Here is a 23396-nt window from a genome sequence, read left to right on the forward strand (position 1 = left end):
ATATAACTCGCAAGGAAAATCTATTTTCATAATCTATTCTTACTTTTTCGAATATTTTAAAAGTCAACGCAATAAATCCATGAAAAGATACATCTCATGGACCTAAAAAAAATCCGACTAAAGAAAAATATAGCTGGTCCTTTTTTTGTAGATTCAAGCTGCATTGATTGTGGTAGTTGCTGGCGAATAGACCCTAAGCATTTTGCACCAGATAGGAACACTGCTTACGTTCATGCGCAACCAAATGGGACAAAAGAAATTCAAAAAGCCTTCTTAGCTTTACTCGATTGCCCAGTATCAGCAATTGGAGCCTCAAAAGAAGTAACAGCAGATTGCTCAACTGATACTTTTCCAATATTCGTAACAAAATATTCTTCAGGAGAGGTTTATTACTGTGGTTGGAGCTCTCGAAAGAGCTTTGGGGCAAGTAGCTGGCTAATAAGAAGTAATAATGGGAATGTCCTCATTGATTCGCCACGTTGGAGTCCTATACTCGCTAAACGACTTTTAAAGATGGGCGGTATTAGCCAAATGATACTCACACATCGAGACGATGTTGCCGATCATGCTCAATGGTCTCAGTCATTGAGATGTGAGAGATGGATACACGAAGATGATCTTGATGCTGCACCTGATGTAGAGAATACATTAATAGGGATGAGAACCCTCTCACTAAGACAATATCTTAAACTGATTCCCACTCCAGGGCATACTCAAGGTTCAATAGTGATTTTACTTGACGATCAACAACAAATACTTTTTAGTGGTGACCATCTCTGGTGGGATCTTGAAAAGCAGGCACTAGTCGCATCAAAAGATTATTGCTGGTGGAGCTGGGCTGAGCAGTTAAAATCAATCAAAAAGCTCCAAGATCTTGACGTTAGATGGTTACTTCCTGGACATGGACATGCCAAACACTTTAAAGAAGGCGAATGGAAGGCAGCTGTTGAACAAACACTCCAATATGAAAAGGACATGGGAAAGCCACTATCAAATATTTCTCTGTAGTCAATAAGCTCTCTTTTCATAAAGGAAGGAAACTGGTAGTCCCCTTAATTAAGAGATGAAAATCTGAAAGAGGTGTTGATTCAACTACTAAAGCTAATGAGAATAAAAACTTCATAAAGCCCACCAGAAGTAATTGCAGCAAAATCTGAAATAAAATGCTCTCAAGTCTTCAACCCACTACTTAATCGCCTGCCTCCAAATAACCCCCAACATCAAACACATCAAAAGGAAAGGAAGCATAAATTTTAGGATCCCTACAACAACCAATACTCCAATCCCTAATAGGAAATAGACAGCCCATTTAGGAATAAAAGGGGTTGCATTAAAACCCGCTGAACTTGAAGGTTGAATCACTTCAGGGTCGATTGCCATAGTAAATAATCAGATGAAATCAAAATAACTTAACTTTCGTTGAGAAGGTATGGGTTTTTACTACATAGAAGAAACCACCTTTATAATGATCCACATTACTAATGCACCTTCTAGAAAAGCCATCCAATACAGTGTGTAATTAGATAAGCCCATTTCCTTTTGAACACGTTCAAGTATTGACTTATGCCAATTAATAAATTTGTTCATTAAAACCTCAACTGTAGCTCTGTTTTAAATGTATTAACTAGCTTCAGACAAACGAGGCAGCCTGTCGAGCGGAAGACAAAGATACCATCTATAATGCTAGTACTATTCTGTAAATGAATAGAAACAAATACTTCTTAGAAAAAAGATTTCATCCTCTCCTTATGAAGCTTAACTTCCTTTGAGAAAGGATTCACATAAGATTTTGCTAACTCATCGCTAGTAGGTATTGATACTGAATCAACAAAATTTTGCACATAGTCAGATGTAAAAAGCCTCCAGAATTTAGCCATCTTAAGTTAAGAGTTTAATTTAATCTCAAGATTACATTTTCACTTAAAATAATCAAGCTCAACTCTTTTTATTGTCTTGCCTAGTAATAATTCCAATTTTCCTGCTAATGATAAGAGTCTAACGAAATTACTTATTATCCGAAGAATTTATATAAAAATCATTTCGCAGGGGTTTCAATCATTTTTATTAAAAAACTTCTGCAACATCCAGACCAGATAAATACTAGAGGCTATAAATAAAATGAAGGCAAAAGTGCCAACTGCTGAATTAGTTGCTTCTACTGTTGGCATTACTGACTTTTATCTCTTGAATTACAATAAGAGTATGTCTAACCATATTACCAAAATCATTGTCTTAGTGATGGTAGCTTTACTTCTAGCTTCTACTTTTGCGGGGCTTTTCTTCTCTGTAATTCAAGAATGAGCACCAACTGGAAGGACACCTCTTGGCAAGAAGAATTCCTAGAGATGAAAGCCCATCACCCTTCGGACCTGAAACTGCTCACTGAAGGGCCTACAGGATTGCTGGATGCATTGAAGCTTGGTGCAATGCATGAGGAATACAAGCAGCTAAAAAATAATTGATAAATTAATTGATACAGCCTATTAATTATAAATGGAAATGAAATACTGCATTACCAGACACGATGGAGAGGAAGACGCGATTACTTCTCAAACCTTTGACAACTACGAAGATGCATATGACGAACTAGAAAGAATCTATGAAGGTGTTTGCTGCTCTGATGCTGATTATGAAGACCGTCCTTACTATGAAATTATTGAGGTTAAAAAGTGATAAATAAAAAATCAAAATTAAACTAATAATTAATTTTCTCAACTGTAAGCAAAATATCTCCTATCAGTTGTCTCAAAAGAGCTAATTGCTTTTTGTTCCCTAAAGCAATTAGTAGTTGTCCTGGAGAAATCACAAAATCTCCACCAGGGTTCGTTATTAAATCATCACCATCTCGTATTGCTAAAACCATTGCACCACTTTGACGACCTACATTCAATTCAGACAAAGTTCTGTTTTTTATTTGAGCAAACTTTTCAACATCATCAGTAAGAAGAAATTCTTCAATTTCACATTGTGATCCCGCCAACAATTCCATAAAATTAACCGCTAAAGGTCGTAAAGCAGTTGCTGCCATAGCCTTGCCTGCAGCTATATATGGACTCACTACTACTGTCGCACCTGCGAGCCTGAGCTTATTAGCAGCCTCTTCGCTTTCCGCTCTTGAAATCAAGCGACAATCTTTACTTAGTCCTCTTGCACTTAAAACAACATAAAGATTGGCCGCATCGTTAGATAACGCAACCACTAGGCTCCTACAACTTTTAATTCCAGCCAACAATAATGTCTCATCCAAAGTCGCATCTGCAAACAAAACATTCAACCCTTCTTTCTCAGCAGCATTTTTCATAGCTGGGTCCAACTCTACAATGAGAATAGGCACCTCCTCAGATTGAAGCTGCTGAGAAATTTCTTTGCCAATTCGGCCATAGCCGCAAATAATCACATGATTACGCATTCGTCTTAGCATCCTTTGCAATTTTAATTCTCTCATTCTTCGGAAATAACCAGATTCAGAAAGACCTAATAATTTCTGAAGTGTTAATTGAACTATTACTAGTCCTCCACCTATGATCAAAAAAGTTACGATTCTTCCAGTTGCGCTAAGTGGCTCAACCTCACCAAAACCTATTGTAGTGATAGTTATAAGAACCATCCAAAGGCAATCTCCCCAATCCCACCCCTCTGTCATCCGATAACCGATAGCTCCAACAATAAACAATGAGACTAAAGAAAAAATTGGACCTAGCCAAGGGATGGCTAGGTCTTTAATTTTGTATCCTCGAAAAAAAAGTTTCTGCATCAATAATGATTATCTCCTTTTAAAGAAAACACTAATAGTTAGAGAGAGCTTCATTCAACACAAATTTAATGAGCCATAACGATCAGAAATTTCTTTTAACATCTTTCATCGGTGATCATCTAGGAGTTTGCTTCCTACGTTGAGATTCTTTTAAGCGACTTTAGCTTGTATCTAAATGACTTCCATTGCTTCTCATCATTCCCGAGTGTGTTTCTATCTGACTATTTCTATTATTTAAAAACTGATTAGGCATTTTACTAAGCTGTACCTAATAACACATTCAGTTCTAAACGAAATCCAATATTCCAAAAGCATAGTCACTGTGGACAATAGTAATGTATATATAATTTACTCAATGCTAGCAATGAATATAAAAGAAAATAATTCTCCTGAAAACAAAGAAGAAATCAAAGAGAAGCCTGTTGATTCTCTAATGAATTATGAGTGTGATGAAGATGATGATGGCAGTGACTGGGAGACCTAGGAAACTCCTATCCATGAAGATAGAAAAGCTGGTATTGGCAGCTTGGAAGTAACCATTGCTAATAAGGTCATGTCAAATTGATGGACAGCTGGAATGGTCCTATCCAAAAGGAAAACTGCAAAATATGGAATATTCATTGCAATTTGCCATCTCCATTTATAAGTGATGACACTCCAGAATTTTTTCGCATAAGACTTTTGTCGATCAGTAAGTCTTTCCCATTTGCTACTAGCAAAAGTTTTTATACGTTCCCAAAAAACATCTTGGGATAATCCACCTTGTGATTGCATTGCTAAAGTCACATTAGTGGTCATTTATAACCCAGAGCACTGCTAAGTCGTGAAGAGGTAAGTACAGTTTCCAGACTGTTAGGTAATTAATCCTATGTAAAGGATGCTTGAGGGAAAGAGGAGGATGCCCTCAAGCAAAAAACTATTAATCAACTAAAGAAGAAAGCAATCTCTTTTGGATTTAGACCTTCCCATCCAGAATCAATCAGGCGCTGATCAAGGGTATTTTGATCAAAATGCTTTGCACCTGAACGGACAATTCGATTACGCATTGATTTTTTTACTCCACTTCTTTTTCGGGCACCTTCTTTTTCCATTACCTCTTTATAGAAATTCAGCATCTTTATAGGTATTAAACTGCCATCTAAATCCAATCCCTCTTCAATAGCTTTATCAATAGAGTCAGGTCCAGAAAAATCCATTTTCCTAAGCTGTTGAACAGTAATCATATAGACAAAACAAGTATTTTCGCTGATCAGCAAGTAATTTATTTAGAAAGGTCAAATTTTGGAATGTCTTCACATAAGATAAATTCAAAAACATGTTTGGGTTTTATAGGACTTGGTGCAATAGGGCTCCCTATGGCAGCAAACTTACTTAAGGCTGGTTTTTCTTTAAAAGTTCATACACGGAGTCGAAAAGCTGAAACCAGTCAAGAGTTGAAAGGGGCTCAATCTTGTTCTACTCCTAAAGAAGTTGCTGAAGACTGTGATGCTTTATTGCTTTGTGTAAGTGACGAAAAAGCTGTAGAAGAAATTCTGTTTGGAGCTAATGGAGCTGAAAAAAGCCTGGCACCTCAAAAGATCGTAATTGACTTGTCAACAATTAGTCCTGGCAAAGCGAGATTATTTGCAGCAAAGCTCGCAACAAAAAATATTGAATATATTGACGCGCCTGTGACTGGGGGGACAGAAGGTGCAAAAAGAGGAACTCTGACAATTTTCGTCGGTGGTAATGATGATTCCCTCAGGAAAATTGCTTTTATTCTTAAGTCAATAGGAAAATCTATCTACACTTTTGATAATGTTGGCAAGGGACAAGAAGTAAAAGCTATCAACCAAATACTTGTCGCTGGAAGCTATGCCGCAGTTGCAGAAGCAATTTCTTTAGGGGAAGCACTCAACTTACCAATGTACAAAGTGATCGAAGCCCTCCAAAAAGGAGCGGCTAGTTCATGGGCACTTTCTCACCGTTCAAAATCAATGTTGCAAGATTCTTATCCATTAGGATTTAAATTACATCTACATCATAAGGATTTATCTATTGCACTAAAAACAGCTGAAGAATCAGGTCTAAAGCTTCCTATTACAACCAAAGTAAAGGAGTTGGAAGAAAGCCTAATTAAGGAAGGCTATGAGAATGAAGACGTTTCTGTTTTAAAGCGTTCAATCAAAAAGAGAAGGGGCATATAAGAGAAGTTTCTTTTAATTGTTTAAGAGCTAAAAAACACAAACAGTATCAAAGCAATCGATCTAGGGGAATCAAAAAAGAAGTCCAATGGAGAAATTTACCATGGCAAAATCTCTCCATTGGAATGCCAAAACGTACCTGAATTCTTTAGAGATAATTCATCAATTCTTGAAAGAAGACCCTTAACAGATTGCTCTGGTGTAATCCCATTGGAAGTAAATCCCGTCATCCGGGTACTAACTAATCCAGGGTGCAAAATAGCCACAGAAATTTCGCTCCTCTGAAGGTCAATGGACAAAGACTTGCCCACCATACAAAGAGCAGATTTAGACATCCTGTATCCATAAGACCCACCAGATGTATTGTCATCAATAGATCCCATACGGCTTGTCATAAGTGCAACTTTTGAACCTTTACCCATGTTTCCAAGGAATGCATGTGTAAAGCACAAAGGACTTAATGCATTAACTTCAAACTGACGAATAACACTTTCTGGATCAAGATTCGATAACGAATTAAATTCTGCTATCCCCGCATTTTGGATCAATACATCTATATTAATTCCTTCTAATTTCTCTTTAAGTTTGAGAACTGATTGTCCTGATGCAACATCAACGCCTGATTCAACTCGTACACCAAGATCATCCAACTCTTGAGAAGAAGAGCGACATGTGGCAATTACATCATCGCCTCTTCCTTTCAATTGTCTGCAATACTCCAAACCTATTCCACGGTTGGAACCTGTTATCAAATAATTAGCCACGATCACTTGATAGGCAACTTCCAAAATTGTAGTTCAACTCTCTTAGAACTTGATACAACTGAGCATAGATCTATAAACAATGGTTTATGAAGCTAGCTTACAAACATCTCTTTTAATGGGTATCATTTCTAGCCTTATGTGTGTTTGTTATCAAGTCAAATGAACAACTTTCAATTTACTGATGAGCAATTTATAGAGATCAGAGAAATTTGGAGAGATATCAATTCACAATGCAAAGTGCTTCAAAATCAAACAGGTTGTCCTAATAGCGAGATCATAAAAATGATTGATTCGGCTAAGAGCTATTGGGAAGAGAAAGATTCAAAGCAGAGGTAATAAGACAACTATATTTTACTTATCATCTTGTTCTTCATCGATATAAATCGTCTCCTTTAAACTATTAACAACCCTTCAGATCACCCTATGTATCTTAGAAGTTTAGAAAGATGTCAGTTAGCAATTGGTTCATATCCACCATTTAGCTATAACGGCGTGGGTGGAGGAGGGAAAGCAACAGTCTTGCCAACCGAGCAAAATAATATTCTACTCTTAAGTTTTGCACCTGAAACATTTTCAATTCCTCCTCTTAATTCAAAAACAACCAAATTTTTGTCTCTTCCATTACCTCCTGGAATACAAATTATAATGTCAATGGATAAACTTGAAGGGACTGTAGAGAAAAACACCGGGAAAGTTATTTTGAGATTTGAATCAAGGTTTAGTTTTTCTATTGGCTCTATATTTCGCTTCCCCGATTTAATTGTCAAGACATCACTTAATACAGGAAAAGTAAAAGGAAGCCTTCACAAAGAAGAAGGGCTTAACATTCAAAAAGATGGAAAAGCAACACTGGTAGGCATTGCTACGATCCCAGTAACTGAAAGCAAAATTTTAAATATCTTCCTTGGCCTCCCTACTGAGGCTTTAGCTGTACTTCAATGCGAAATTAAATAATTCATTATGGAGAGATGTCTTCTAAAGTAATGAATAAGTTAAAGATTAAACTACTTTCACCATTTAGGAGGCGTTTCACTCTAACCGCAACTTGTATATGAGCGCATAATGCACAACAAAATAGATATGGCACTAGCCAATAAAAAGAGGGTTGTTAAGAACTAAAAACCAACCTGGGACTGTAAACAAGGCTATCAAAGTACTCCAAGCGACTAAAGAAGCAGCAAGATCTTGTTCTTGCCCACTTGCTTCAGATAACAACAATACAGAAATTGCAGTAGGCGTTGCTGCTTGCAATACAAGTGCGTTGCACATCAAAGGTGATAAGTTCAAAGCCTTAGCAACAATTAACATTAAGGCAGGAAAAACAAATAGCTTTATCAACAAGCTTGGTTGCACTAACAAACGCAAGTTTCTATTAAGTAGGTTTTGTGCAGAATCAAAAGAACCCAAACGCATCCCAACAATCATTAACGCTAAAACAATCACAATTCGAGATGGGACCCAAATAGCTGCAGTGATTTGCTGAGTCCATGGAGTCAGCTGAATCAACACCGCACCAATCAATCCTTTGCTCGCAGGACTATTAGCTAGAACACCTAAAAGTTTTTTCCAAAGAGGTCTCCCCTTCAACTCGTTTGATGAATTTACAAAAAACATGGGGCCGAAGCTCCATATAAGCAAAGTAGCCCCAAGGTCATAACCAATACTGAAACTCAGTGAATGGCTAGGTAGAAGAGCCAAAGAAACAGGTATCCCGAAATAGCCAGTATTGCCAAAAACACTTCCCAGCAATAAGCTTCGATCACCAATATGACTTTTAAGCTTTGGGAAACTCTTAATCAAGGCTATTAACAATCCAATAAGAAGGACGGCCATTGCAAGAGCCTGAAAAACAAGCCAATCCAAACCACTCTTCAATAGAAGGCCCATTAAGCTCACTGGCACGCCGACATTAATAAGCGGTGGGGCTATTTGGGATGAAAGGCCTGGCTTAAAGCGCCCAATCAAATAGCCGAAGCCAAGCAAGGGTAATAATTCACTAAAGAGTCGCAAAATAAACATTTAATGAACTCGATATAGAAACTTATGGAACTTGGACAAAGGGTGACCTGATGAAGGAAGTTTTAATGCGCTGCTAAACGAGACAGATAAGAATCTCTACGACCTGCATTAATCCAGCCTGTGGCAATCGTTTTGGTTCTTTTATCATTCACTTGTCCACGATGAAGGTGAGAAGGTCCTGCCGGAAAAATAATGAGTTTCCCTCGCTCTGCAGATTCATGATGTTTTTGCCAATAAAACTCAGTGCCGCCCGAATGAATATCATTGCAGTAAAGAATCCACGCTAAAACTCTATGAACGGGTTCTGTAGCCTCATCACTAATAGTCCAATCACAATGCCATTTCTTAAACCCTTCTCCAGGGCGATAACGTTGGATATTGAAAACAGGAACTACAAACATGGACTGCTCTGGACAACACTCTCTAAACAAGGGACGATCTTCAAGATATTTGTTAAGAGCAGCAGTAACGCCTCTGACAATTACATCTGAAAGAGCAAATGCCTCCGGGTCTGATCGATCAATTGCAACCAGGCTTATATCAGTTGACACCTTTGATGGTTCCTCGTCAGCAGCAGCATTGCCGAATGCAATCCCACTATGTTGAAGATCAAGGCGTTGATCAAAAAAAGACATCACCCCATCTGCAACAGATTCGAAACCAGCGTTGTGATAAGAAGCAATTAGGTCCAAAAGTAAAAATCCCTCCAGCAATTGCTATGAAATTAAGGTCCTTGTCAAAGGAATGCATATATATAGAAAAGCAAGAAGCAAAGTCTTAAGGAAGGGGTAATTACAATTTGATTCGAATCACATGTAAACAAAACAAGCATAAGGTCATACTTCGCTAGGGCCTCCCGACTCCTTGAGGGGGATTGAGAACCAAACCTTTTCCTTCAACTTATCCTCTACCAACCATTCTTTATATTCAATTGCAAAAGCAAGTCTATCTTTACCTTCTAATTGTTCGAGTCGAGTCAGAGCATAGTCTAAAACTACCTCTAGAGATTTTATAGATTGGGATTCAAGAGAAGACATAAGAGACTTCTTAAATTATTTAAATGCTATCGGAACTAATGAACAAAAGCATTAAACCATAGGGGGGCATATAGTTCATTAATAGAGAAGAAACGTAGTAAGGGTCTAATAGTTTTCTCTAACTTCCCTTAAGGATAATATTTATTTACTGAAAAAACGATAAGATTTAGCCAAGCTCAATTCAAATACTTGATGTTTGGTATCTCCATCTCCCTATCAAAGAAGTGTTTTTTCCTTACCTCCATTGTTGCTCTTGGGTCTGGAATTGCTGCATGTGGTACAAATAATTCAACATCAAGCCTGAGACTTATCGGAGCAGGGGCCACCTTCCCTTCCAAAGTATACACACGTTGGTTTGCCGATCTAGCTGCCAAAGGTGGGCCTAGGGTGAACTATCAAGCTATTGGTTCTGGTTCTGGCCGCAAAGCTTTTATTGATGAAACCGTTGATTTTGCTGCATCGGATGATCCGATGAAAGCTAAAGATATCGCCAAAGTCACACGCGGATTAGTTCAAATACCAATGGTTGGAGGCACGATCGCATTTGGATATAACAATCCAGATTGCGAGCTCATGCTCACTCAAAGAGAAGCAGTAGGTGTAGCAATTGGCAAAATCACTAACTGGAGTGAACTCGGATGCCCTGAACAAAAGCTTGTTTGGGCTTATCGTTCTGACGGCTCTGGTACAACCAAGGCTTTTACAAGTTCAATGGAAGCTTTCTCTAAAGAGTGGGCATTAGGAACAGGCAAATCAGTTAATTGGCCTGCTGGCATTGGAGCAAAAGGTAATGCTGGAGTTGCTGGCCTCATAAGGAAGACTCCTGGTGCTATTGGTTATGTTAACCAGTCCTATGTCACAGGAGCAATCAAAGCAGCTGCTCTGCAAAATTTATCGGGTGAGTATATAAAGCCAAGCAAGGATACTGGCGCAATAGCTCTCAACGGAATCACTTTAGATCGAAATCTAGCGGGCACGAACCCAAATCCAACAGCACGTGGTGCTTACCCAATTTCTACTTTAACTTGGATTCTTGCCTATGAGACTGGTAATGGCTCTAAAACAAAAGCCATTAAAGAATCGCTTAACTATCTTCTTAGTGATGAGTCTCAAAACAAGGCTCCTCGAATTGGTTTCGTTCCTCTAAAAGGAGAAATTCTCCAGAAAGCTCGTTCAGCTGTCAGTAGGATTGGAGAGTAATTTAAGCAAAAGCTTTATTAAATTCCCAAATTAATTTCAGAGAGGTTAGAAGATTTTGAAAATATATTTTTCGCTAAATTTATTAAAGACAACTCCATTGAAACATCTATAATTAATTGTTTTTACTATAGAAGAATCCCAAGGAGGCAATACAAAGAACACTTATAACAGGGCCTGGAGCTAAATTAAAAATAATCGCAAGCAAAAAGCCTAAGATTGCTATTACAAAACCAATCATTGAAGATCGAAGCATAGCTTCTCTCAAGCTTGATGCTTGAGCTAATCCCAATAAAGCCGGAGTAGAAAGTAAAGCGATTACAAGAATTACCCCAACTGCGGCCATTGAGCTAACAATGACAAGAGCAGTTGTAAAGCCAAGAGCTAAATTTAAAGAAGGAACCTCTACGCCATCAGCATCAGCACCTTCAGGGTCTAAACCAAGATAAACAAGCTTATCGTAACCAAATATCATCAGACAAATAAACATTAAAAATGCAATACATGTTCTGATTAGATCGGCCCAATTTGCAACCAATAAATCGCCAAATAGAACCGCTTCTAAATCAATCCTGATACCAAGAAAAGGGATAAGGAGAACACCAAGTCCAAGTGAACCTGCCAAGATTGTATTCATTACTGCTGCATAGTTTTCATTTCGTTTATTAGTCAATTTTTCAGCCAGAAGTGCTCCCACCAAACCACTGATCACTCCTCCAATAGAAGGATCAACACCAAGTGCTACAGCCAACGCCAAACCTGGTAACACACAATGAGAAATTAAATTAACCTGCAGCAGTCGCTTATGTGTAATCAATACTGTCCCCATGGCAGGGCAAAGCACTCCTGAACAGCAAGTTATAAAAAGGGGGATTATCCACCAATTTGTATTGAGCAAAGACATCAAGCAAATGATTGTGTATGGTCAGAGGAAGGGATCAAATGAAGATCTTTACAATGAGTGTTAGCAAGCCTGAAATTACTGACCGTCAAAAGCAAGTACTTGACGAACTCAAAAGATGCAATGATGAATTGAGTGGTCAAGAATTGCACAGAAAGTTGCACGAAGGGAATAATCCCATGGGATTGGCAACGGTATACAGGAATTTGCAAGCTCTTGTAAAGCAAGGTTTGATTCGTTCTAGGCATCTACCAACAGGAGAAGTTCTTTATACGCCTGTGGAAAGAGATGTTCATCATTTAACTTGTGTTGATTGTGGAGCAACAAGTCAATTGGAAGGGTGCCCTGTAAAAGAAATGAATGTACCAAAGACAACTTCTCAAAAATTCGAGCTCCTGTTCCATACCCTTGAGTTCTTTGGTCTTTGCCAAAGTTGCCTTGAAAAGAAAAAGTTTTCATGAGATTTGAAGAATATTAAGCACAACAATAATTTGATATACATCTAATTGATTCTAGTTTTTCCTGCACTTCCTGAGGTTTTCCTGAAGCCAAAACAGTCTTATCTAGAGCAACGACCTTGTCATAAATGTCTAAAGATTTTCCCCATTCATGACTGCTAACAAAAAGAGTTAGGCCTGCATCAGCTAGCTGACGAATAATGAGTAAAAACTGTTCTCTAGTAGGTGGATCTAACGAAGAGCATGGCTCATCAAGAAGAAATATTTTTGCTGGTCTCATTAAAGTCTTTGCAAGTAAGGCTCTTTGTTGTTGACCACCCGATAATGAATCAAGTCTCCTGTTAGCTAAATCAGACATTCCAACTCGTTGGAGTGCCGCTTCTAATTCACAACATGATGATTGAGAATCACTGCATCGACCTAAAGAAACCAATCCTTTAACAGTTATGGGGAAATGCCAATTCAATGATGACCGTTGTGGCATTAGAGCAACTTGATGCCGAGCATGATTTATAGAAGAACCATTGACTGTAATCTGCCCTTTGCTTGGCTTATGTTGCCCCTGTAGCAACCGTAACAAGGTGGACTTACCGGCACCATTGGGGCCAACAAGCGCAGTTAAAGTTCCGCCTAAAAGCTCAATAGAGACATCATCTAAAACAGAAAGACTTTGACCTGAATAGGAATATGACAAGCTTTCTGCAATTAAACTGGTCATGGATTCAAGGATTCCCTAACAGATAGGTCAGAATGATAATCATTATCATAATATAGATTTGCGATATATATCAAATGCATGTTTTCTAGTTTTTCCATCGCAAAGGATAAGAAGCGCACAATTGGAAAAGCAATCATTAACAGCTCCATTTTAACTGGAGTAGTTTTTTTGACTGGGATTAATCAGGGTGTGCAAGCCAAACCAAAGTCAATAGTTGCTGTTGAACCATTAGTTTGTGACTTGGTTTCTACAATTGCTCTACCTTCAACACCTGTTACTTGTTTGATTGATAGAAAACAAGACGTACATGATATTAGAATTTCCCCGAGGCAGGCCCAAGCTTTAAATAATGCAAGTCAAGTTTTTACTCTTGGACAAGAGATGACTCCCGCAATGAAAAGATGGCTGGATAACCCCGTAACGGTTGTTGTCGGTGTAAGTGCAATAGAAATTGACGGCCACGATGACCATGACGATCATTCATCTGCTAAACATGATGACCATGACGATCATTCATCTGCCAAACATGACGACCACGATGATCATGATGACCACGATGATCATGGAGATGAAGCCTTTGAATGGGCTGGTGTCTTTGAACTTTCACCAGGAACCTACAAATGGTCTTTTGCAAAAGTCGATGGAGACTATGCAGATCCTGCCATGAAAATGGTCATTCTTAAATCTGGGGATATTGAAGCAACAGAAGAGCTTGCTGAAGAATTATTAGAGTCTAAAAAATCAGAAGTTAAACGTAGCAATGACACACTTGTTGCACAGGAAAAAGCCTATCTTCTTACATTTAATGAGAGAAAAGACAGAACAACATTCAATGTAGAAATCAAAAAAGCTGGTAAATATGCATTCTTTACTGAGCATATGCCTTTTGAGTTTGAAGCCGATGAACATTTCTTTAAAGATGTTTCAGGCGATGATATTGAACCGATAGCTCAACTTCCAGATGAAGGCGGTGATCATCATCACCATGATCATGGTGGACTAGATCCCCATGTTTGGCATGATCCTCATAACATCATCAAGATGGGTAATGTCATTTCTAAAAATCTCAACAAGAAAATTTCATTCTTTGATAGAGAAACTAAAAAAGTTTTAAAAGAAAGAACTCAAGTGTTTAATTCGGTTTTAGAAGATTTAGATCGATGGACTCAACGACAAGTAGCCACAATCCCTTCTAATCAAAGGACGATAGTTTCTAAGCATAAAGCTATGGAATACTACGGGGATGCTTTTGGTTTGAAAACCATTAGCTTATTGGATTTTCTTGGTCATTCATCGAGTCTTAGGCCTCAGACCATTTCCAAAGTAATAACAGAGCTTAGAGAAGAGAATGTACAAGTTATATTTCCTGAGCAAAAACCTTCTTCAAAGCTATTGAAAAACTTAAGTAGACAAACTTCTACCCCTATAGCAAAACAACAGATTTTTGTTGATGGTTTAATGCCTACAGGGAATACTATTTCTGTCGCTGTTCATAATACATGTACAATCGTTAATTCTTTGGGTGGTTCCTGCAATAAGAAAGCAGGCAATCAACTCGTAAATAGATGGGATACATTAACTAAGCGTTAATTTGAAAATTCCCGACCTACTTTTTAAATTTCACATTCAACTGTAATTAAAATGGCTAAAGTTAAAGGTCTGGAAACCTATAAAAAATACTGGGAAGATCAAGCAAGTTTCATGGATCAATCACCATGGAACCAACAAAAGATCTTAAAGCTAACTCTCTCAAATGATTTTGAGAAACATATAGAAGAACTTAAATTTTCAGATCACTCCATTTCAAAAGAAGATGGGAAATTATTCTTACGGCTAAAAGTTCCCTACAACTACTCAGAGCTTGATGATTTTGAAGGAAAGGCTATCGAACTCTTGGGTATCGACAAGAATTACTTAATCGATATGAGCTTCACCAATTCTAATTGTACTAATACTTAAGAACAACAAAATGACTATCGAGCAAAAAGTACCTGTCACCATCCTAACGGGCTTCCTCGGCTCTGGGAAAACCACCCTCCTTAATCGGATTCTGAGTGAAGAACACGGTAAACGAATCGCTGTAATCGAAAATGAATATGGTGAAGTTGGTATTGATCAGGGTCTGGTCATTAATGCTGATGAAGAAGTCTTTGAAATGTCCAACGGTTGCATTTGCTGCACCGTTCGTGGAGACCTAATTCGCGTATTAGGCAACCTCATGAAGCGACGAGATAAATTCGACTATGTGTTAGTTGAGACAACAGGACTTGCTGATCCTGGACCTGTTGCTCAGACATTTTTTATGGATGACGAAATCCGTAATGAATTTTCTCTTGATGGCATTGTTACTCTCGTTGATGCGGTTCATATTGATCAGCAGCTCGGTCGCAGTGATGAAAGTTCTGAGCAGGTTGCCTTCGCAGATGTCCTTGTCCTAAACAAAACGGACTTAGTCTCTGATGAATCTCTCGATATTCTTGAATCACGGCTACGCGATATGAACCGGATGGCTCGTGTTGTTCGGAGTAAGCAAGCGGAGGTCTCTATTGATACTGTGTTAAACCTTAGTGCATTTGATCTAGATCAGGTCTTAAAGCGTCGCCCCACTTTCCTTGAGCCAGAATATCCATTCGAGTGGACAGGTGTTTTTTCTCTTGAGAAAGGTCGTTATGAACTTAGCCTTGAAGAAGGTCCTGATCCCACGATGTCGCTGGTCGTTCTGGAAGATCAGGGGATTGACGAAGCAGCTCTTAATGCTGGTGCTGAATCTTGCGTAAGACTTTACGCTGACTCTGCGAAACTTCTTCATCCTGGAAGCACAGTCCCAATTGAAAAACATGTCAGTCTTCAGCTTCAGTCTAATGGGCGTAAATCTTTCTTTTTAGAACTTGATAACCCTACTCATATTGGTCTTTTCACCCAGCACACAGCAGAGGAATTTGATATCAAAGTATCCCGAGTTGATACTTTAATTACTACAACTGAAAGTGATGGCAAAAATGATGCTTTGGTCCAACCTGAAACTGAGCGGACTTGGGTGGCAGAGCATGAACATGATGATGAAGTGGGCTCAATTGCTATTGAGCGAATAGGTGATGTCGATCCAGAAAAACTCAATAAGTGGTTGAGTCGACTCCTTTCAGAAAAAGGTGTAGATATATTTAGGACAAAAGGGTTTATAAGTTACGCGGGTGAATCCAGGAGAATGGTTTTTCAAGGGGTTCACATGCTCTTCACTGCTCAGCCAGATAAAGAATGGGGGAATGAACCTCGCCATAATCAATTAGTGTTTATCGGTAGAAATCTTGATGAAAAAGAAATGTGTAGGGAGTTCGATAAGTGCCTGGTGTAGAAGGATTTAGTCCCCAGGGGATGCTTCACGAGGGCTGGAGTGCTGAAGTTGAAGACTATGCCATAGTTTGTGGGTGGATCTTGGGTGGCAAAGCACTCTTAGTAGGTGACGTTGCAGGTGGACTTTATTTATTTGAGGGTAAATCTGGAACCCCCCTTTGGCAGAAAAAAGAGGTCCATAAAGGAGGCCTGCTCGCATTATCTATACACCCAGATGGAGATATTTTTGCAACTTCAGGACAAGATGGACGTGTTCTTATTTGGAATAGCGAAGAAGGTGAGTCAACTAACGTAATAGAGCTTGGAGACGGTTGGGTCGAACACCTGAGATGGTCACCAGATGGACGTTTCTTGGCTGTAGCCTTTTCTCGCAGAGTGCATGTATATGGGATTGATGGTCACGAACATTGGAAATCAGGGGAACACCCAAGCACTGTTAGCTCGATCGCTTGGTCAAAGTCGAATGAACTAGCAACTGCATGCTATGGTCGAGTGACTTTTTTTGACGTAGTTGCTGACAAGGTCAATCAAAAGCTGGAATGGAAAGGCTCACTAGTGTCTATGGTACTTAGTCCTAATGGTGATGTTGTGGTTTGCGGTAGTCAGGATAATTCTGTACATTTCTGGCGACGCTCAACTGATCAAGACTCTGAAATGACTGGGTATCCGGGTAAGCCAAGCCAGTTAGCGTTTGATCAGAGTGGCACAGTCCTCGCTACAGGGGGAAGTGATGTTGTAACAGTTTGGAGCTTTGAAGGTAATGGCCCTGAAGGCACTGTCCCTGGACAATTATCTCTTCATGCTGAATCGATTTCTAGTCTTGCGTTTTCAAATCAGGGAATGCTTCTTGCTTCAGGAGCTAGAGATGGTTCAGTTCTTGTTTGGTTTCTCAAGAGTAATGGTAATGGTGACCCACTTGGTGGAGCATTCGCAGGAGAGCTTGTCTCCGCAATTGCCTGGCGACATGATGACTGTGCTTTGGCAGCAGTAAATTCAAACGGAGGCATTAACGTTTGGAATTTCAAAATGCGTACTCAAGAGACACCTAAAGGATTTTAAGAATATAGTCCTCCTAGAAGAATGACACAGAAAAGCTTTAGCACAAAGGTAGCGTGTTAATCACTCTGAAATGGATTGTTAGGCATTCGTTCAGTGCAATCCCTACTTAAAGAATCTAATGATTGCTTTTCTTGTTTATTTAATGTCCATTTAGATGCTTTACCAGCATCTTGTGCATGTAGTGGATTACGAAGCCCGACAATCGGCATTGATTCATGTGCCCTACACCAATTCAAGGCCACTTGTGCTTGCGAAGCTCCATGTTCTATTGCGATTTTGTTTAATTCCTTTCTCAATGCAAGACTTGCAGGCAAGAGTCTTTGAAAAAGTCTCCCTCTCAAGAAAGTTGTAACTGGTCTGTTCTTCTCATTAGGAGATATTGCCAATACACCTAGTGCTAATGGACTATACGCTAATAGTTGAATATTCAGTTCTTTACACACATCTTTGATTTGCAGATACTTTTCTGGTTCAGGAGACAATAAAGAAAATTGTATCTGTAGACTCGTTAATGGAATACCTCGTATTTTGAGGCGATTATGAAACCAACGCAAACGCTTAGGCCCCATATTAGAAATACCTAACTGAAAGATAAAACCGCTTTCGCAAAGGTCACTAAGCCCATCCATCAATTGAACTTCCTGCCATGGTGCATATCTAGCTGTACTCCAATGCAATTGCACTCGATCAAGCTTCCCTTGCAACCTCGCTTTACTTGCCATAAAGGCTGACTTAAAACCCTCTCTGCCTAACCGCCATGGATATGGAGCCAGTTTTGTGGCAACTATCAAATTGCTATATTTCGAAGGTGGCAGTTTTTGTAAATACTTACCTAAAAGTTCTTCACTACGACCATTTAGAGAAGCTATTCCATACGAATCTGCTGTATCAATGAAATTTAAACCTTGATCAACTGCTTCATTGAATGTGTTCTCCAAAAGATCATCTTGTTTTTGTGGCAGGTATCCCCAAAGCACTTTGTTTCCCCAAGCCCACGTACCAAATCCTATTGAAGCCAACTTTTAATTTTACAGATACACATCAATGGTGGCATAACTCTAACCGACTAGTAAGTTGATAAGGTCACAACATGTTTAGCTTGGTGGCATGACCAGCCAAGAAACAATCGAAGAAAGAAGGAAACGCTTCAAAGCAATGAGCAGCTATGAGCGTCAAGCATTATTAAGAAAAAAGATGAAAGATGAAGGTTTAGAGGAGGGAAGTGGGGTTAAAGGGAAAGGGTTATCCTCATATGACCAACACGAAATATGGGAGCTAATTCAAGTCACAAGCTGTTTAGAACAATTGAAAGCAAAACAATGACTCCAAGTCGTATTCTTATTAGCTTGAGAGTTTCCTTGGATTTCTTGATGTACAGATTAACTATTTAGCGAGTTAATTAATAGTGAGGTGGCTTGGATTCCTCAGGAGGAAAGTATGGTTCATCCTCTTCATCAGAGCTTTGTTGCCTCCAGTATTCATCAGACGGGTCTAATGCTTCATTGTCAGGGTTGATTTTTTCATTCATAGCTTTCGGAAAATTAGCCCTAAATTCTTCTTTTAAAAATCTCTGAAAAAGATACCCCAAATAGAAAGTTAACTCTACAACCAACAGCATTTGAAAGAATGTTTCTATAAATCATTTAAATCGCTAAAAAAAAGATCCCTGCTCAAAACAGCAAGGATCTTTTTTCTCTTACGACTTACCCTTTATCTAAAAAAGAATTTGTGAAGATCTTGAAAAAAAGGCTTGAATGGATTGAATTCCATTTAGAAAATCCCTGGAATAATCTGACCAGTTACTGCGTAAGAACCAAATGCTGCTACAAAGCCAATCATTGCAGCCCAACCATTAAACTTTTCTGCTTCAGGTGTCATGTAAGTAATCAAGAATGTGACATTGAGAACATAAAGCAAATATTAAAGAAGTGTGGGTAATAATGCCTACAGTTTTGATAAGAAGTTTACGTATTATTGATTAGTTAATCTTATACCTCATAAGCTTGTCTCAATTAGCAGCAGCTTCAAAAGATATACATATCGCCTCTAAAGCACTCAAAACCCTTGCAATCAAACAGTATTTACTATAAGGCCATCACAGAACATGCCCAACCAGAAAAGCATCAGGGATAATCATGCTTAATGTTCTAATCGAATAATCCCTATCTATAAAACAAAAAGCTTATCAAGGAAATTAATAAGTAGCGTAAGCAGCCTCTGCTTAAAACGATGAATGCAAAATGACGAGCGCTAGCTTGGGCGGAGGATGGAGGGGGGTGAAAAGTTCAAAATGCTCAAAAACTTACTAGACAACAAGTGATAAAAATGATTACCATTTTAAAAGAAAAAGAACTTAGATCAATGAAAAATTCTTTTCTTTCTTGTCTTGCTGCAACCACTCTGATCATTCCGCTTAGCCTCATTGGATGCGGGTCACAGGTAGAAAATGCTCCTACTGAACAAATGGAGAAAGGTCACGATCATCACGATCATCACGATCATCACGATCATTAAAGATATAAATAGATAAAGCCTTACTTTTTAGCAAGAAACCAAAGAAGCTACCTATGGGAACCCCAGAAGGACATCTCGATAAAAGCACTCCAAAAGGAATTCCGGTAAGCATTTTGACAGGTTTTCTTGGCTCCGGCAAAACAACCCTGCTAAATCACATATTAACGAAGCAAGAAGGAATTAAAACAGCTGTATTAGTAAATGAATTTGGAGAAATAGGAATTGATAATGACTTAATCGTGAAAACTGGCGAAGATATTATTGAACTAAGTAATGGATGCATTTGCTGCACAATTAACGGAGAGTTACTTGAAGCAATAAACAGAATCCTAAAAAATAACAAGGAAATTGAATACTTAATTGTTGAAACTACAGGACTAGCAGATCCCCTGCCAGTTGCAATGACAATCAATGGTGCAAGAGAACAATTAAGATTGGATTCTATAATTACATTGATTGATGCTGAAAATTTTAGTGATGATATGCTTAGCAGCCAAATAGCAAGATCTCAAATAATATATGCTGATATATTATTAATAAACAAATGTGATCTTGTGAATGAGGATAAAATAACATTGATTGAAATGAAAATATCAGAAATAAAAAATGATCCAAGAATCTTAAAAAGCATAAAAGGAAATGTTCCATTAGGCCTTTTATTAAGTGTTGGATTGTTTGAATCTGATCGCATCGCGAAAAATCATGTTAACAAGAATCACAGCCATGAACATAATCACAGCCATGAACATGAACATAATCACAGCCATGAACATGAATTATCGATAGAAGGATTTACTTCATTTTCATTTCAATCTAATTATCCTTTCTTATTAAGAAAATTCCAAAATTTCTTAGACAATCAATTGCCATCAACTGTATACAGAGCAAAAGGAATCCTTTGTTTTGAAGAAAGTGAAATAACTCATATCTTTCATTTATCTGGGAAGAGATTTACAATTGACGATAGTGATAGGGACCGGGAAAGAAAAATTAAGCTTGTTCTAATAGGAAAGAATATTGACCACAGAGTCCTAAGAAGACAACTCGAGGATTGCATATCTCATAAAACTTAAAAGCCGTAATTCTAAATAGAAGGATTAACTTAACGATGAAAAGATTGGAAAAATCAAATAACTCAACCTAACAACTATTCTTCTATTTCGTGGGTTTAAGCCTCGTGATATTGGACCGCCAATAATTTTAGTTATTACTTAAACCACTATTGGAAGTAGTACTAATCGATGAGTTATTTACTTATAAGTCTAATAATTCTTGGCAACATTTGATTGTTGCCTAACAAGTTCAAAGAATTCCTGCTTCAGGCTTGCATCATGGCGAAAATCACCCCTAACAACTGAGTTAATCATGCTAGTATCTGGCTCTTTAACTCCTCGCCATTTCATACAATAATGCTGGGCCTTCACAATAATACCCAAACCTTTAGGTTCACATAAACGTTCGATTTCATCAGCAAGTATCATCACAGCTTCTTCTTGAATATGTGGCCTGGAAAAAACCCAATCAGCTACCCTTGCAAATTTAGAAAGTCCAATAACTTTATCTCCTGGTTTAATTCCAATCCAACAATCACCTAAGATTGGCACTAAATGATGAGAGCAGGCAGATCGAACAGTGATTGGTCCAACAGTATATATTTCATCTAAATTCTTATCATTTGGGAAACTAGTAACTTTTGGCTGTTTATAAAACCTACCTTTAAAAACTTCATTGATATACATTCTTGATACTCTTTCAGCAGTTTCTTGAGTATTGTGATCGTTCTCAATATCAATCAATAAGGTCTTAAGTAGATCTCTTACTCGTGTAGCAACTTCTTTCTCAAGCGTATCTAATTCTCCTGGCAATATATAATCAGAAATATTATCATTTGCATGAAACCGTGCACCATTAGATTGGATACGTTCACGAATTATTTCTGAGACTAATTTGCATGAAATCGTTCCCTTTACATCATCTTTAATATCTTCATTTGGTGCTGTTGAAGTCATAATCCTTGATTTAAAGAACTAAAAGCAGACAAGTCTTGTTTAAAATCGTTAAAACCCTATCACATTAGTGACGAATTAGTAGGAGAGCAATCAGTCCTTGATAGGGAGGAAAAGATCTGAGTCACGAAATATACAAGATATAACGCGTAAGCTTTAAAGAGTAATAACGACCCTCTATTTATATTCTAGCAAAAGTAGAGCAAGAAAATTCTTAGGGATCTTGGAAAGCATTACGCCATTTACCCTTATAAGGAAGCTTATAGTCCTCTTCATTCATAGGAATCCAACTCCAATCCGTGCAAATTGTTATTTGATAACCAATTACATATAAGGCAATAATCACGTTGAGCAAATTAATATGCATTATTGGAAGATCCATGTTTCGTTTCTCAATGGATCATGATGATAACCAATCTTGAATAAAACAGCGTTGGAAAAACCGAACTAAGAATTCGGAAAAATTATATTGCTGATGGGTCATCCAGCCAGCCAAGCAGCTATGCTTCACACTCCTTAATGTTTTCTGTTATATTTCGTTACATGGATCAATTCTGCGTATGGATTAATCCATCAGCTCAGTCATAGACATTGCTTTTCGAAGGCCAACAATCGTTGGGCTAATACTTCTTTTATAGGCATACCTTGTGACTGATCAAATAATCCCTGGCACTTTCTAATGAACAACTACTGGACAGTCGCAGAAAGGACTAATGGTCGCTTAGCGATGATTGGTTTATTTGCACTAATAATCAATTACGGTTTCTTTGGATGGATAATTCCTGGCATTTACTAAGTCACTGACTATAGCTTTCTATCCAAGCAAAAGTAGCCATAGGATCCTAACAGCTACTTATGCCAACTTTTTTGGTGAAGTTTTGGTTGTCTGATCAATCCACATATTCCCAAGGTTCTGACTAATTCCAAGGCGGAAGTCCATATCCTGCCTGTTACCAAATCTATCCCAAGAAAAATTAAAATGACTCAACAATTTTCTATGGTTCTAAATTCACCATTTCGTGAATTGGTTGAATTTGCTTTCTTATGTGCTGTTGGTTTCACTGCTGGGTCAATAGGAATCTTATGAGTTTCTCTGATTTACTTCTGTTGAGCTCATGGGCTGGTTTGCTTTACATCGGAGCTTTTCTTTGGAGAGATCTTTCAATCAGAAGATCTGCCAAATAATCACAACTACTTTCAACATACAAAAGACCTTACTATCAAACATTTTTTACTGCTATGTCTTTAGGGGAGTTTCAATCATCTACGGAGAATATCTCAACATTGACAGCCATTCTTTGGTGTTTTTATCCAATGGCCGTGCTTGTTGCTCTTGAGTTTCTTGCTCGTACATTCGATGACGATGACGATCAAGATGGAGGCAAGATGATTCCAATCTTGCAAGCTACTCAATAAAATAATTGATTCATCCATT

The 23396-nt window shown here is 38.2% G+C and carries 34 protein-coding genes and 1 pseudogene; 19 read left to right on the forward strand and 16 right to left on the reverse strand.

The features are described 5' to 3' along the window. Window positions 1-96 precede the first annotated feature (96 nt). Complete coding sequence (locus EV07_RS07195; RefSeq protein ID WP_036918961.1) at window positions 97-1008, forward strand: MBL fold metallo-hydrolase; 912 nt, start codon at window positions 97-99, stop codon at window positions 1006-1008. A 177-nt stretch (window positions 1009-1185) separates the two neighbouring features. Here the strand turns inward: EV07_RS07195 and EV07_RS07200 are convergent, their stop codons facing one another. Further along, complete coding sequence (locus EV07_RS07200; RefSeq protein WP_036918963.1) at window positions 1186-1380, reverse strand: hypothetical protein; 195 nt, start codon at window positions 1378-1380, stop codon at window positions 1186-1188. 60 nt (window positions 1381-1440) lie between these two features. After that, window positions 1441-1587, reverse strand: a complete 147-nt coding sequence (locus tag EV07_RS09680; RefSeq protein WP_152557633.1) for a hypothetical protein — start codon at window positions 1585-1587, stop codon at window positions 1441-1443. A 531-nt stretch (window positions 1588-2118) separates the two neighbouring features. Here EV07_RS09680 and EV07_RS07205 point away from each other — a divergent pair. From EV07_RS07205 to EV07_RS09935, 3 genes are read left to right on the forward strand one after another with little or no spacing between them, the layout of a single operon-like run. Further along, complete coding sequence (locus EV07_RS07205; RefSeq protein WP_036918965.1) at window positions 2119-2301, forward strand: hypothetical protein; 183 nt, start codon at window positions 2119-2121, stop codon at window positions 2299-2301. Continuing rightward, window positions 2298-2462 carry a hypothetical protein gene (locus tag EV07_RS09930; RefSeq protein WP_193742744.1) on the forward strand — a complete coding sequence of 55 codons (165 nt, stop codon included), beginning with the start codon at window positions 2298-2300 and terminating at the stop codon, window positions 2460-2462. Before EV07_RS07205 ends, EV07_RS09930 begins: the two co-directional genes overlap by 4 nt. Window positions 2463-2499: 37 nt before the next feature. Continuing rightward, a complete protein-coding gene (locus EV07_RS09935; protein ID WP_193742743.1) occupies window positions 2500-2673 on the forward strand; it encodes a hypothetical protein in 174 nt (57 codons plus the stop codon). Window positions 2674-2695: 22 nt separating this feature from the next. On the opposite strand, the gene EV07_RS07215 is transcribed toward EV07_RS09935, so the two are convergent. After that, window positions 2696-3754, reverse strand: coding sequence for a potassium channel family protein (locus EV07_RS07215; RefSeq protein ID WP_036918969.1), 1059 nt, complete (start codon window positions 3752-3754; stop codon window positions 2696-2698). 322 nt (window positions 3755-4076) lie between these two features. Here EV07_RS07215 and EV07_RS09940 point away from each other — a divergent pair, with 322 nt between their 5' ends. Continuing rightward, window positions 4077-4238, forward strand: a complete 162-nt coding sequence (locus tag EV07_RS09940; protein ID WP_193742769.1) for a hypothetical protein — start codon at window positions 4077-4079, stop codon at window positions 4236-4238. Here EV07_RS09940 and EV07_RS07220 read toward each other — a convergent pair. Continuing rightward, complete coding sequence (locus EV07_RS07220) at window positions 4235-4552, reverse strand: hypothetical protein (RefSeq protein WP_036918971.1); 318 nt, start codon at window positions 4550-4552, stop codon at window positions 4235-4237. The genes EV07_RS09940 and EV07_RS07220 overlap by 4 nt on opposite strands. A 125-nt stretch (window positions 4553-4677) precedes the next feature. Continuing rightward, window positions 4678-4950: a small RNA NsiR4-regulated ssr1528 family protein gene (locus EV07_RS07225; RefSeq protein WP_036919719.1), complete on the reverse strand. Its 273-nt coding sequence runs from the start codon at window positions 4948-4950 to the stop codon at window positions 4678-4680. A 90-nt stretch (window positions 4951-5040) separates the two neighbouring features. On the opposite strand from EV07_RS07225, the gene EV07_RS07230 reads away from it, so the two are divergent. After that, a complete protein-coding gene (locus EV07_RS07230) occupies window positions 5041-5940 on the forward strand; it encodes an NAD(P)-dependent oxidoreductase (RefSeq protein ID WP_036919721.1) in 900 nt (299 codons plus the stop codon). 95 nt (window positions 5941-6035) lie between these two features. Here the strand turns inward: EV07_RS07230 and EV07_RS07235 are convergent, their stop codons facing one another. Beyond that, window positions 6036-6701 carry an SDR family oxidoreductase gene (locus EV07_RS07235; RefSeq protein WP_036919723.1) on the reverse strand — a complete coding sequence of 222 codons (666 nt, stop codon included), beginning with the start codon at window positions 6699-6701 and terminating at the stop codon, window positions 6036-6038. 159 nt (window positions 6702-6860) lie between these two features. On the opposite strand from EV07_RS07235, the gene EV07_RS07240 reads away from it, so the two are divergent. Next, a complete protein-coding gene (locus tag EV07_RS07240) occupies window positions 6861-7037 on the forward strand; it encodes a hypothetical protein (RefSeq protein ID WP_152557631.1) in 177 nt (58 codons plus the stop codon). 87 nt (window positions 7038-7124) lie between these two features. After that, window positions 7125-7655 carry a hypothetical protein gene (locus EV07_RS07245; RefSeq protein ID WP_036918975.1) on the forward strand — a complete coding sequence of 177 codons (531 nt, stop codon included), beginning with the start codon at window positions 7125-7127 and terminating at the stop codon, window positions 7653-7655. A 132-nt stretch (window positions 7656-7787) separates the two neighbouring features. Here EV07_RS07245 and EV07_RS07250 read toward each other — a convergent pair whose 3' ends face one another. The 3 genes from EV07_RS07250 to EV07_RS07260 form a co-directional block, all read right to left on the reverse strand. After that, complete coding sequence (locus EV07_RS07250; RefSeq protein WP_036918977.1) at window positions 7788-8720, reverse strand: AEC family transporter; 933 nt, start codon at window positions 8718-8720, stop codon at window positions 7788-7790. A 62-nt stretch (window positions 8721-8782) separates the two neighbouring features. Continuing rightward, the gene (locus EV07_RS07255; RefSeq protein ID WP_036919724.1) at window positions 8783-9412 is read right to left on the reverse strand and encodes a 2OG-Fe(II) oxygenase; all 630 of its coding nucleotides are present in this window, start codon (window positions 9410-9412) and stop codon (window positions 8783-8785) included. Window positions 9413-9556: 144 nt separating this feature from the next. Continuing rightward, complete coding sequence (locus EV07_RS07260) at window positions 9557-9757, reverse strand: hypothetical protein (protein WP_036918980.1); 201 nt, start codon at window positions 9755-9757, stop codon at window positions 9557-9559. 192 nt (window positions 9758-9949) lie between these two features. Here EV07_RS07260 and pstS point away from each other — a divergent pair, with 192 nt between their 5' ends. Then, window positions 9950-10957, forward strand: a complete 1008-nt coding sequence (gene pstS, locus EV07_RS07265; protein ID WP_193742742.1) for a phosphate ABC transporter substrate-binding protein PstS — start codon at window positions 9950-9952, stop codon at window positions 10955-10957. A 112-nt stretch (window positions 10958-11069) separates the two neighbouring features. Here pstS and EV07_RS07270 read toward each other — a convergent pair whose 3' ends face one another. Then, window positions 11070-11858, reverse strand: a complete 789-nt coding sequence (locus tag EV07_RS07270) for a metal ABC transporter permease (RefSeq protein ID WP_036918982.1) — start codon at window positions 11856-11858, stop codon at window positions 11070-11072. A 17-nt stretch (window positions 11859-11875) separates the two neighbouring features. On the opposite strand from EV07_RS07270, the gene EV07_RS07275 reads away from it, so the two are divergent. Continuing rightward, a complete protein-coding gene (locus EV07_RS07275) occupies window positions 11876-12316 on the forward strand; it encodes a Fur family transcriptional regulator (protein ID WP_036918983.1) in 441 nt (146 codons plus the stop codon). Between the two features lie 13 nt (window positions 12317-12329). Here EV07_RS07275 and EV07_RS07280 read toward each other — a convergent pair whose 3' ends face one another. After that, on the reverse strand, window positions 12330-13031 hold the full coding sequence (locus tag EV07_RS07280) for an ABC transporter ATP-binding protein (protein ID WP_036918985.1): 702 nt from the start codon (window positions 13029-13031) through the stop codon (window positions 12330-12332). Between the two features lie 78 nt (window positions 13032-13109). Here EV07_RS07280 and EV07_RS07285 point away from each other — a divergent pair, with 78 nt between their 5' ends. The 4 genes from EV07_RS07285 to EV07_RS07300 are packed head-to-tail and all read left to right on the forward strand — an operon-like array spanning window position 13110 to window position 17441. Beyond that, a complete protein-coding gene (locus EV07_RS07285; protein ID WP_036918987.1) occupies window positions 13110-14621 on the forward strand; it encodes a metal ABC transporter solute-binding protein, Zn/Mn family in 1512 nt (503 codons plus the stop codon). A gap of 51 nt (window positions 14622-14672) precedes the next feature. Beyond that, window positions 14673-14990: a hypothetical protein gene (locus EV07_RS07290; protein ID WP_036918989.1), complete on the forward strand. Its 318-nt coding sequence runs from the start codon at window positions 14673-14675 to the stop codon at window positions 14988-14990. A gap of 10 nt (window positions 14991-15000) precedes the next feature. After that, window positions 15001-16383 carry a CobW family GTP-binding protein gene (locus tag EV07_RS07295; RefSeq protein ID WP_036918990.1) on the forward strand — a complete coding sequence of 461 codons (1383 nt, stop codon included), beginning with the start codon at window positions 15001-15003 and terminating at the stop codon, window positions 16381-16383. After that, window positions 16371-17441 carry a WD40 repeat domain-containing protein gene (locus EV07_RS07300; protein ID WP_036918993.1) on the forward strand — a complete coding sequence of 357 codons (1071 nt, stop codon included), beginning with the start codon at window positions 16371-16373 and terminating at the stop codon, window positions 17439-17441. The genes EV07_RS07295 and EV07_RS07300 overlap by 13 nt, the downstream gene beginning before the upstream one ends. 56 nt (window positions 17442-17497) lie before the next feature. Here the strand turns inward: EV07_RS07300 and EV07_RS07305 are convergent, their stop codons facing one another. After that, window positions 17498-18460 carry an aldo/keto reductase gene (locus EV07_RS07305; protein WP_036918996.1) on the reverse strand — a complete coding sequence of 321 codons (963 nt, stop codon included), beginning with the start codon at window positions 18458-18460 and terminating at the stop codon, window positions 17498-17500. A gap of 88 nt (window positions 18461-18548) precedes the next feature. On the opposite strand from EV07_RS07305, the gene EV07_RS07310 reads away from it, so the two are divergent. Next, entirely contained in the window at window positions 18549-18764 is a 216-nt protein-coding gene (locus EV07_RS07310) for a hypothetical protein (protein ID WP_036918998.1), read from the forward strand. A 76-nt stretch (window positions 18765-18840) separates the two neighbouring features. Here the strand turns inward: EV07_RS07310 and EV07_RS10140 are convergent, their stop codons facing one another. Then, window positions 18841-18969, reverse strand: coding sequence for a hypothetical protein (locus EV07_RS10140; protein ID WP_275040988.1), 129 nt, complete (start codon window positions 18967-18969; stop codon window positions 18841-18843). A 242-nt stretch (window positions 18970-19211) separates the two neighbouring features. Next, window positions 19212-19319, reverse strand: a complete 108-nt coding sequence (locus EV07_RS07320) for a high light inducible protein (RefSeq protein ID WP_036919001.1) — start codon at window positions 19317-19319, stop codon at window positions 19212-19214. A gap of 447 nt (window positions 19320-19766) precedes the next feature. Here EV07_RS07320 and EV07_RS07325 point away from each other — a divergent pair, with 447 nt between their 5' ends. Both EV07_RS07325 and EV07_RS07330 read left to right on the forward strand, forming a co-directional pair. Beyond that, entirely contained in the window at window positions 19767-19955 is a 189-nt protein-coding gene (locus tag EV07_RS07325) for a hypothetical protein (RefSeq protein WP_036919004.1), read from the forward strand. 53 nt (window positions 19956-20008) lie between these two features. Beyond that, window positions 20009-21028: a CobW family GTP-binding protein gene (locus tag EV07_RS07330; RefSeq protein ID WP_052043949.1), complete on the forward strand. Its 1020-nt coding sequence runs from the start codon at window positions 20009-20011 to the stop codon at window positions 21026-21028. Between the two features lie 189 nt (window positions 21029-21217). Here EV07_RS07330 and folE read toward each other — a convergent pair whose 3' ends face one another. Both folE and EV07_RS09945 read right to left on the reverse strand, forming a co-directional pair. Beyond that, window positions 21218-21964, reverse strand: a complete 747-nt coding sequence (gene folE, locus EV07_RS07335) for a GTP cyclohydrolase I (protein ID WP_036919006.1) — start codon at window positions 21962-21964, stop codon at window positions 21218-21220. Between the two features lie 211 nt (window positions 21965-22175). Beyond that, complete coding sequence (locus EV07_RS09945; RefSeq protein ID WP_193742741.1) at window positions 22176-22343, reverse strand: hypothetical protein; 168 nt, start codon at window positions 22341-22343, stop codon at window positions 22176-22178. A 306-nt stretch (window positions 22344-22649) separates the two neighbouring features. On the opposite strand from EV07_RS09945, the pseudogene EV07_RS09440 reads away from it, so the two are divergent. Both EV07_RS09440 and EV07_RS10145 read left to right on the forward strand, forming a co-directional pair. Further along, a pseudogene (locus tag EV07_RS09440) lies at window positions 22650-22757 on the forward strand (high light inducible protein); the annotation flags it as partial. A gap of 488 nt (window positions 22758-23245) precedes the next feature. Further along, window positions 23246-23377: a hypothetical protein gene (locus EV07_RS10145; RefSeq protein ID WP_275040989.1), complete on the forward strand. Its 132-nt coding sequence runs from the start codon at window positions 23246-23248 to the stop codon at window positions 23375-23377. Window positions 23378-23396 lie beyond the last annotated feature (19 nt).

The sequence above is a fragment of the Prochlorococcus sp. MIT 0603 genome, assembly GCF_000760215.1.
Lineage (GTDB): Bacteria > Cyanobacteriota > Cyanobacteriia > PCC-6307 > Cyanobiaceae > Prochlorococcus_E.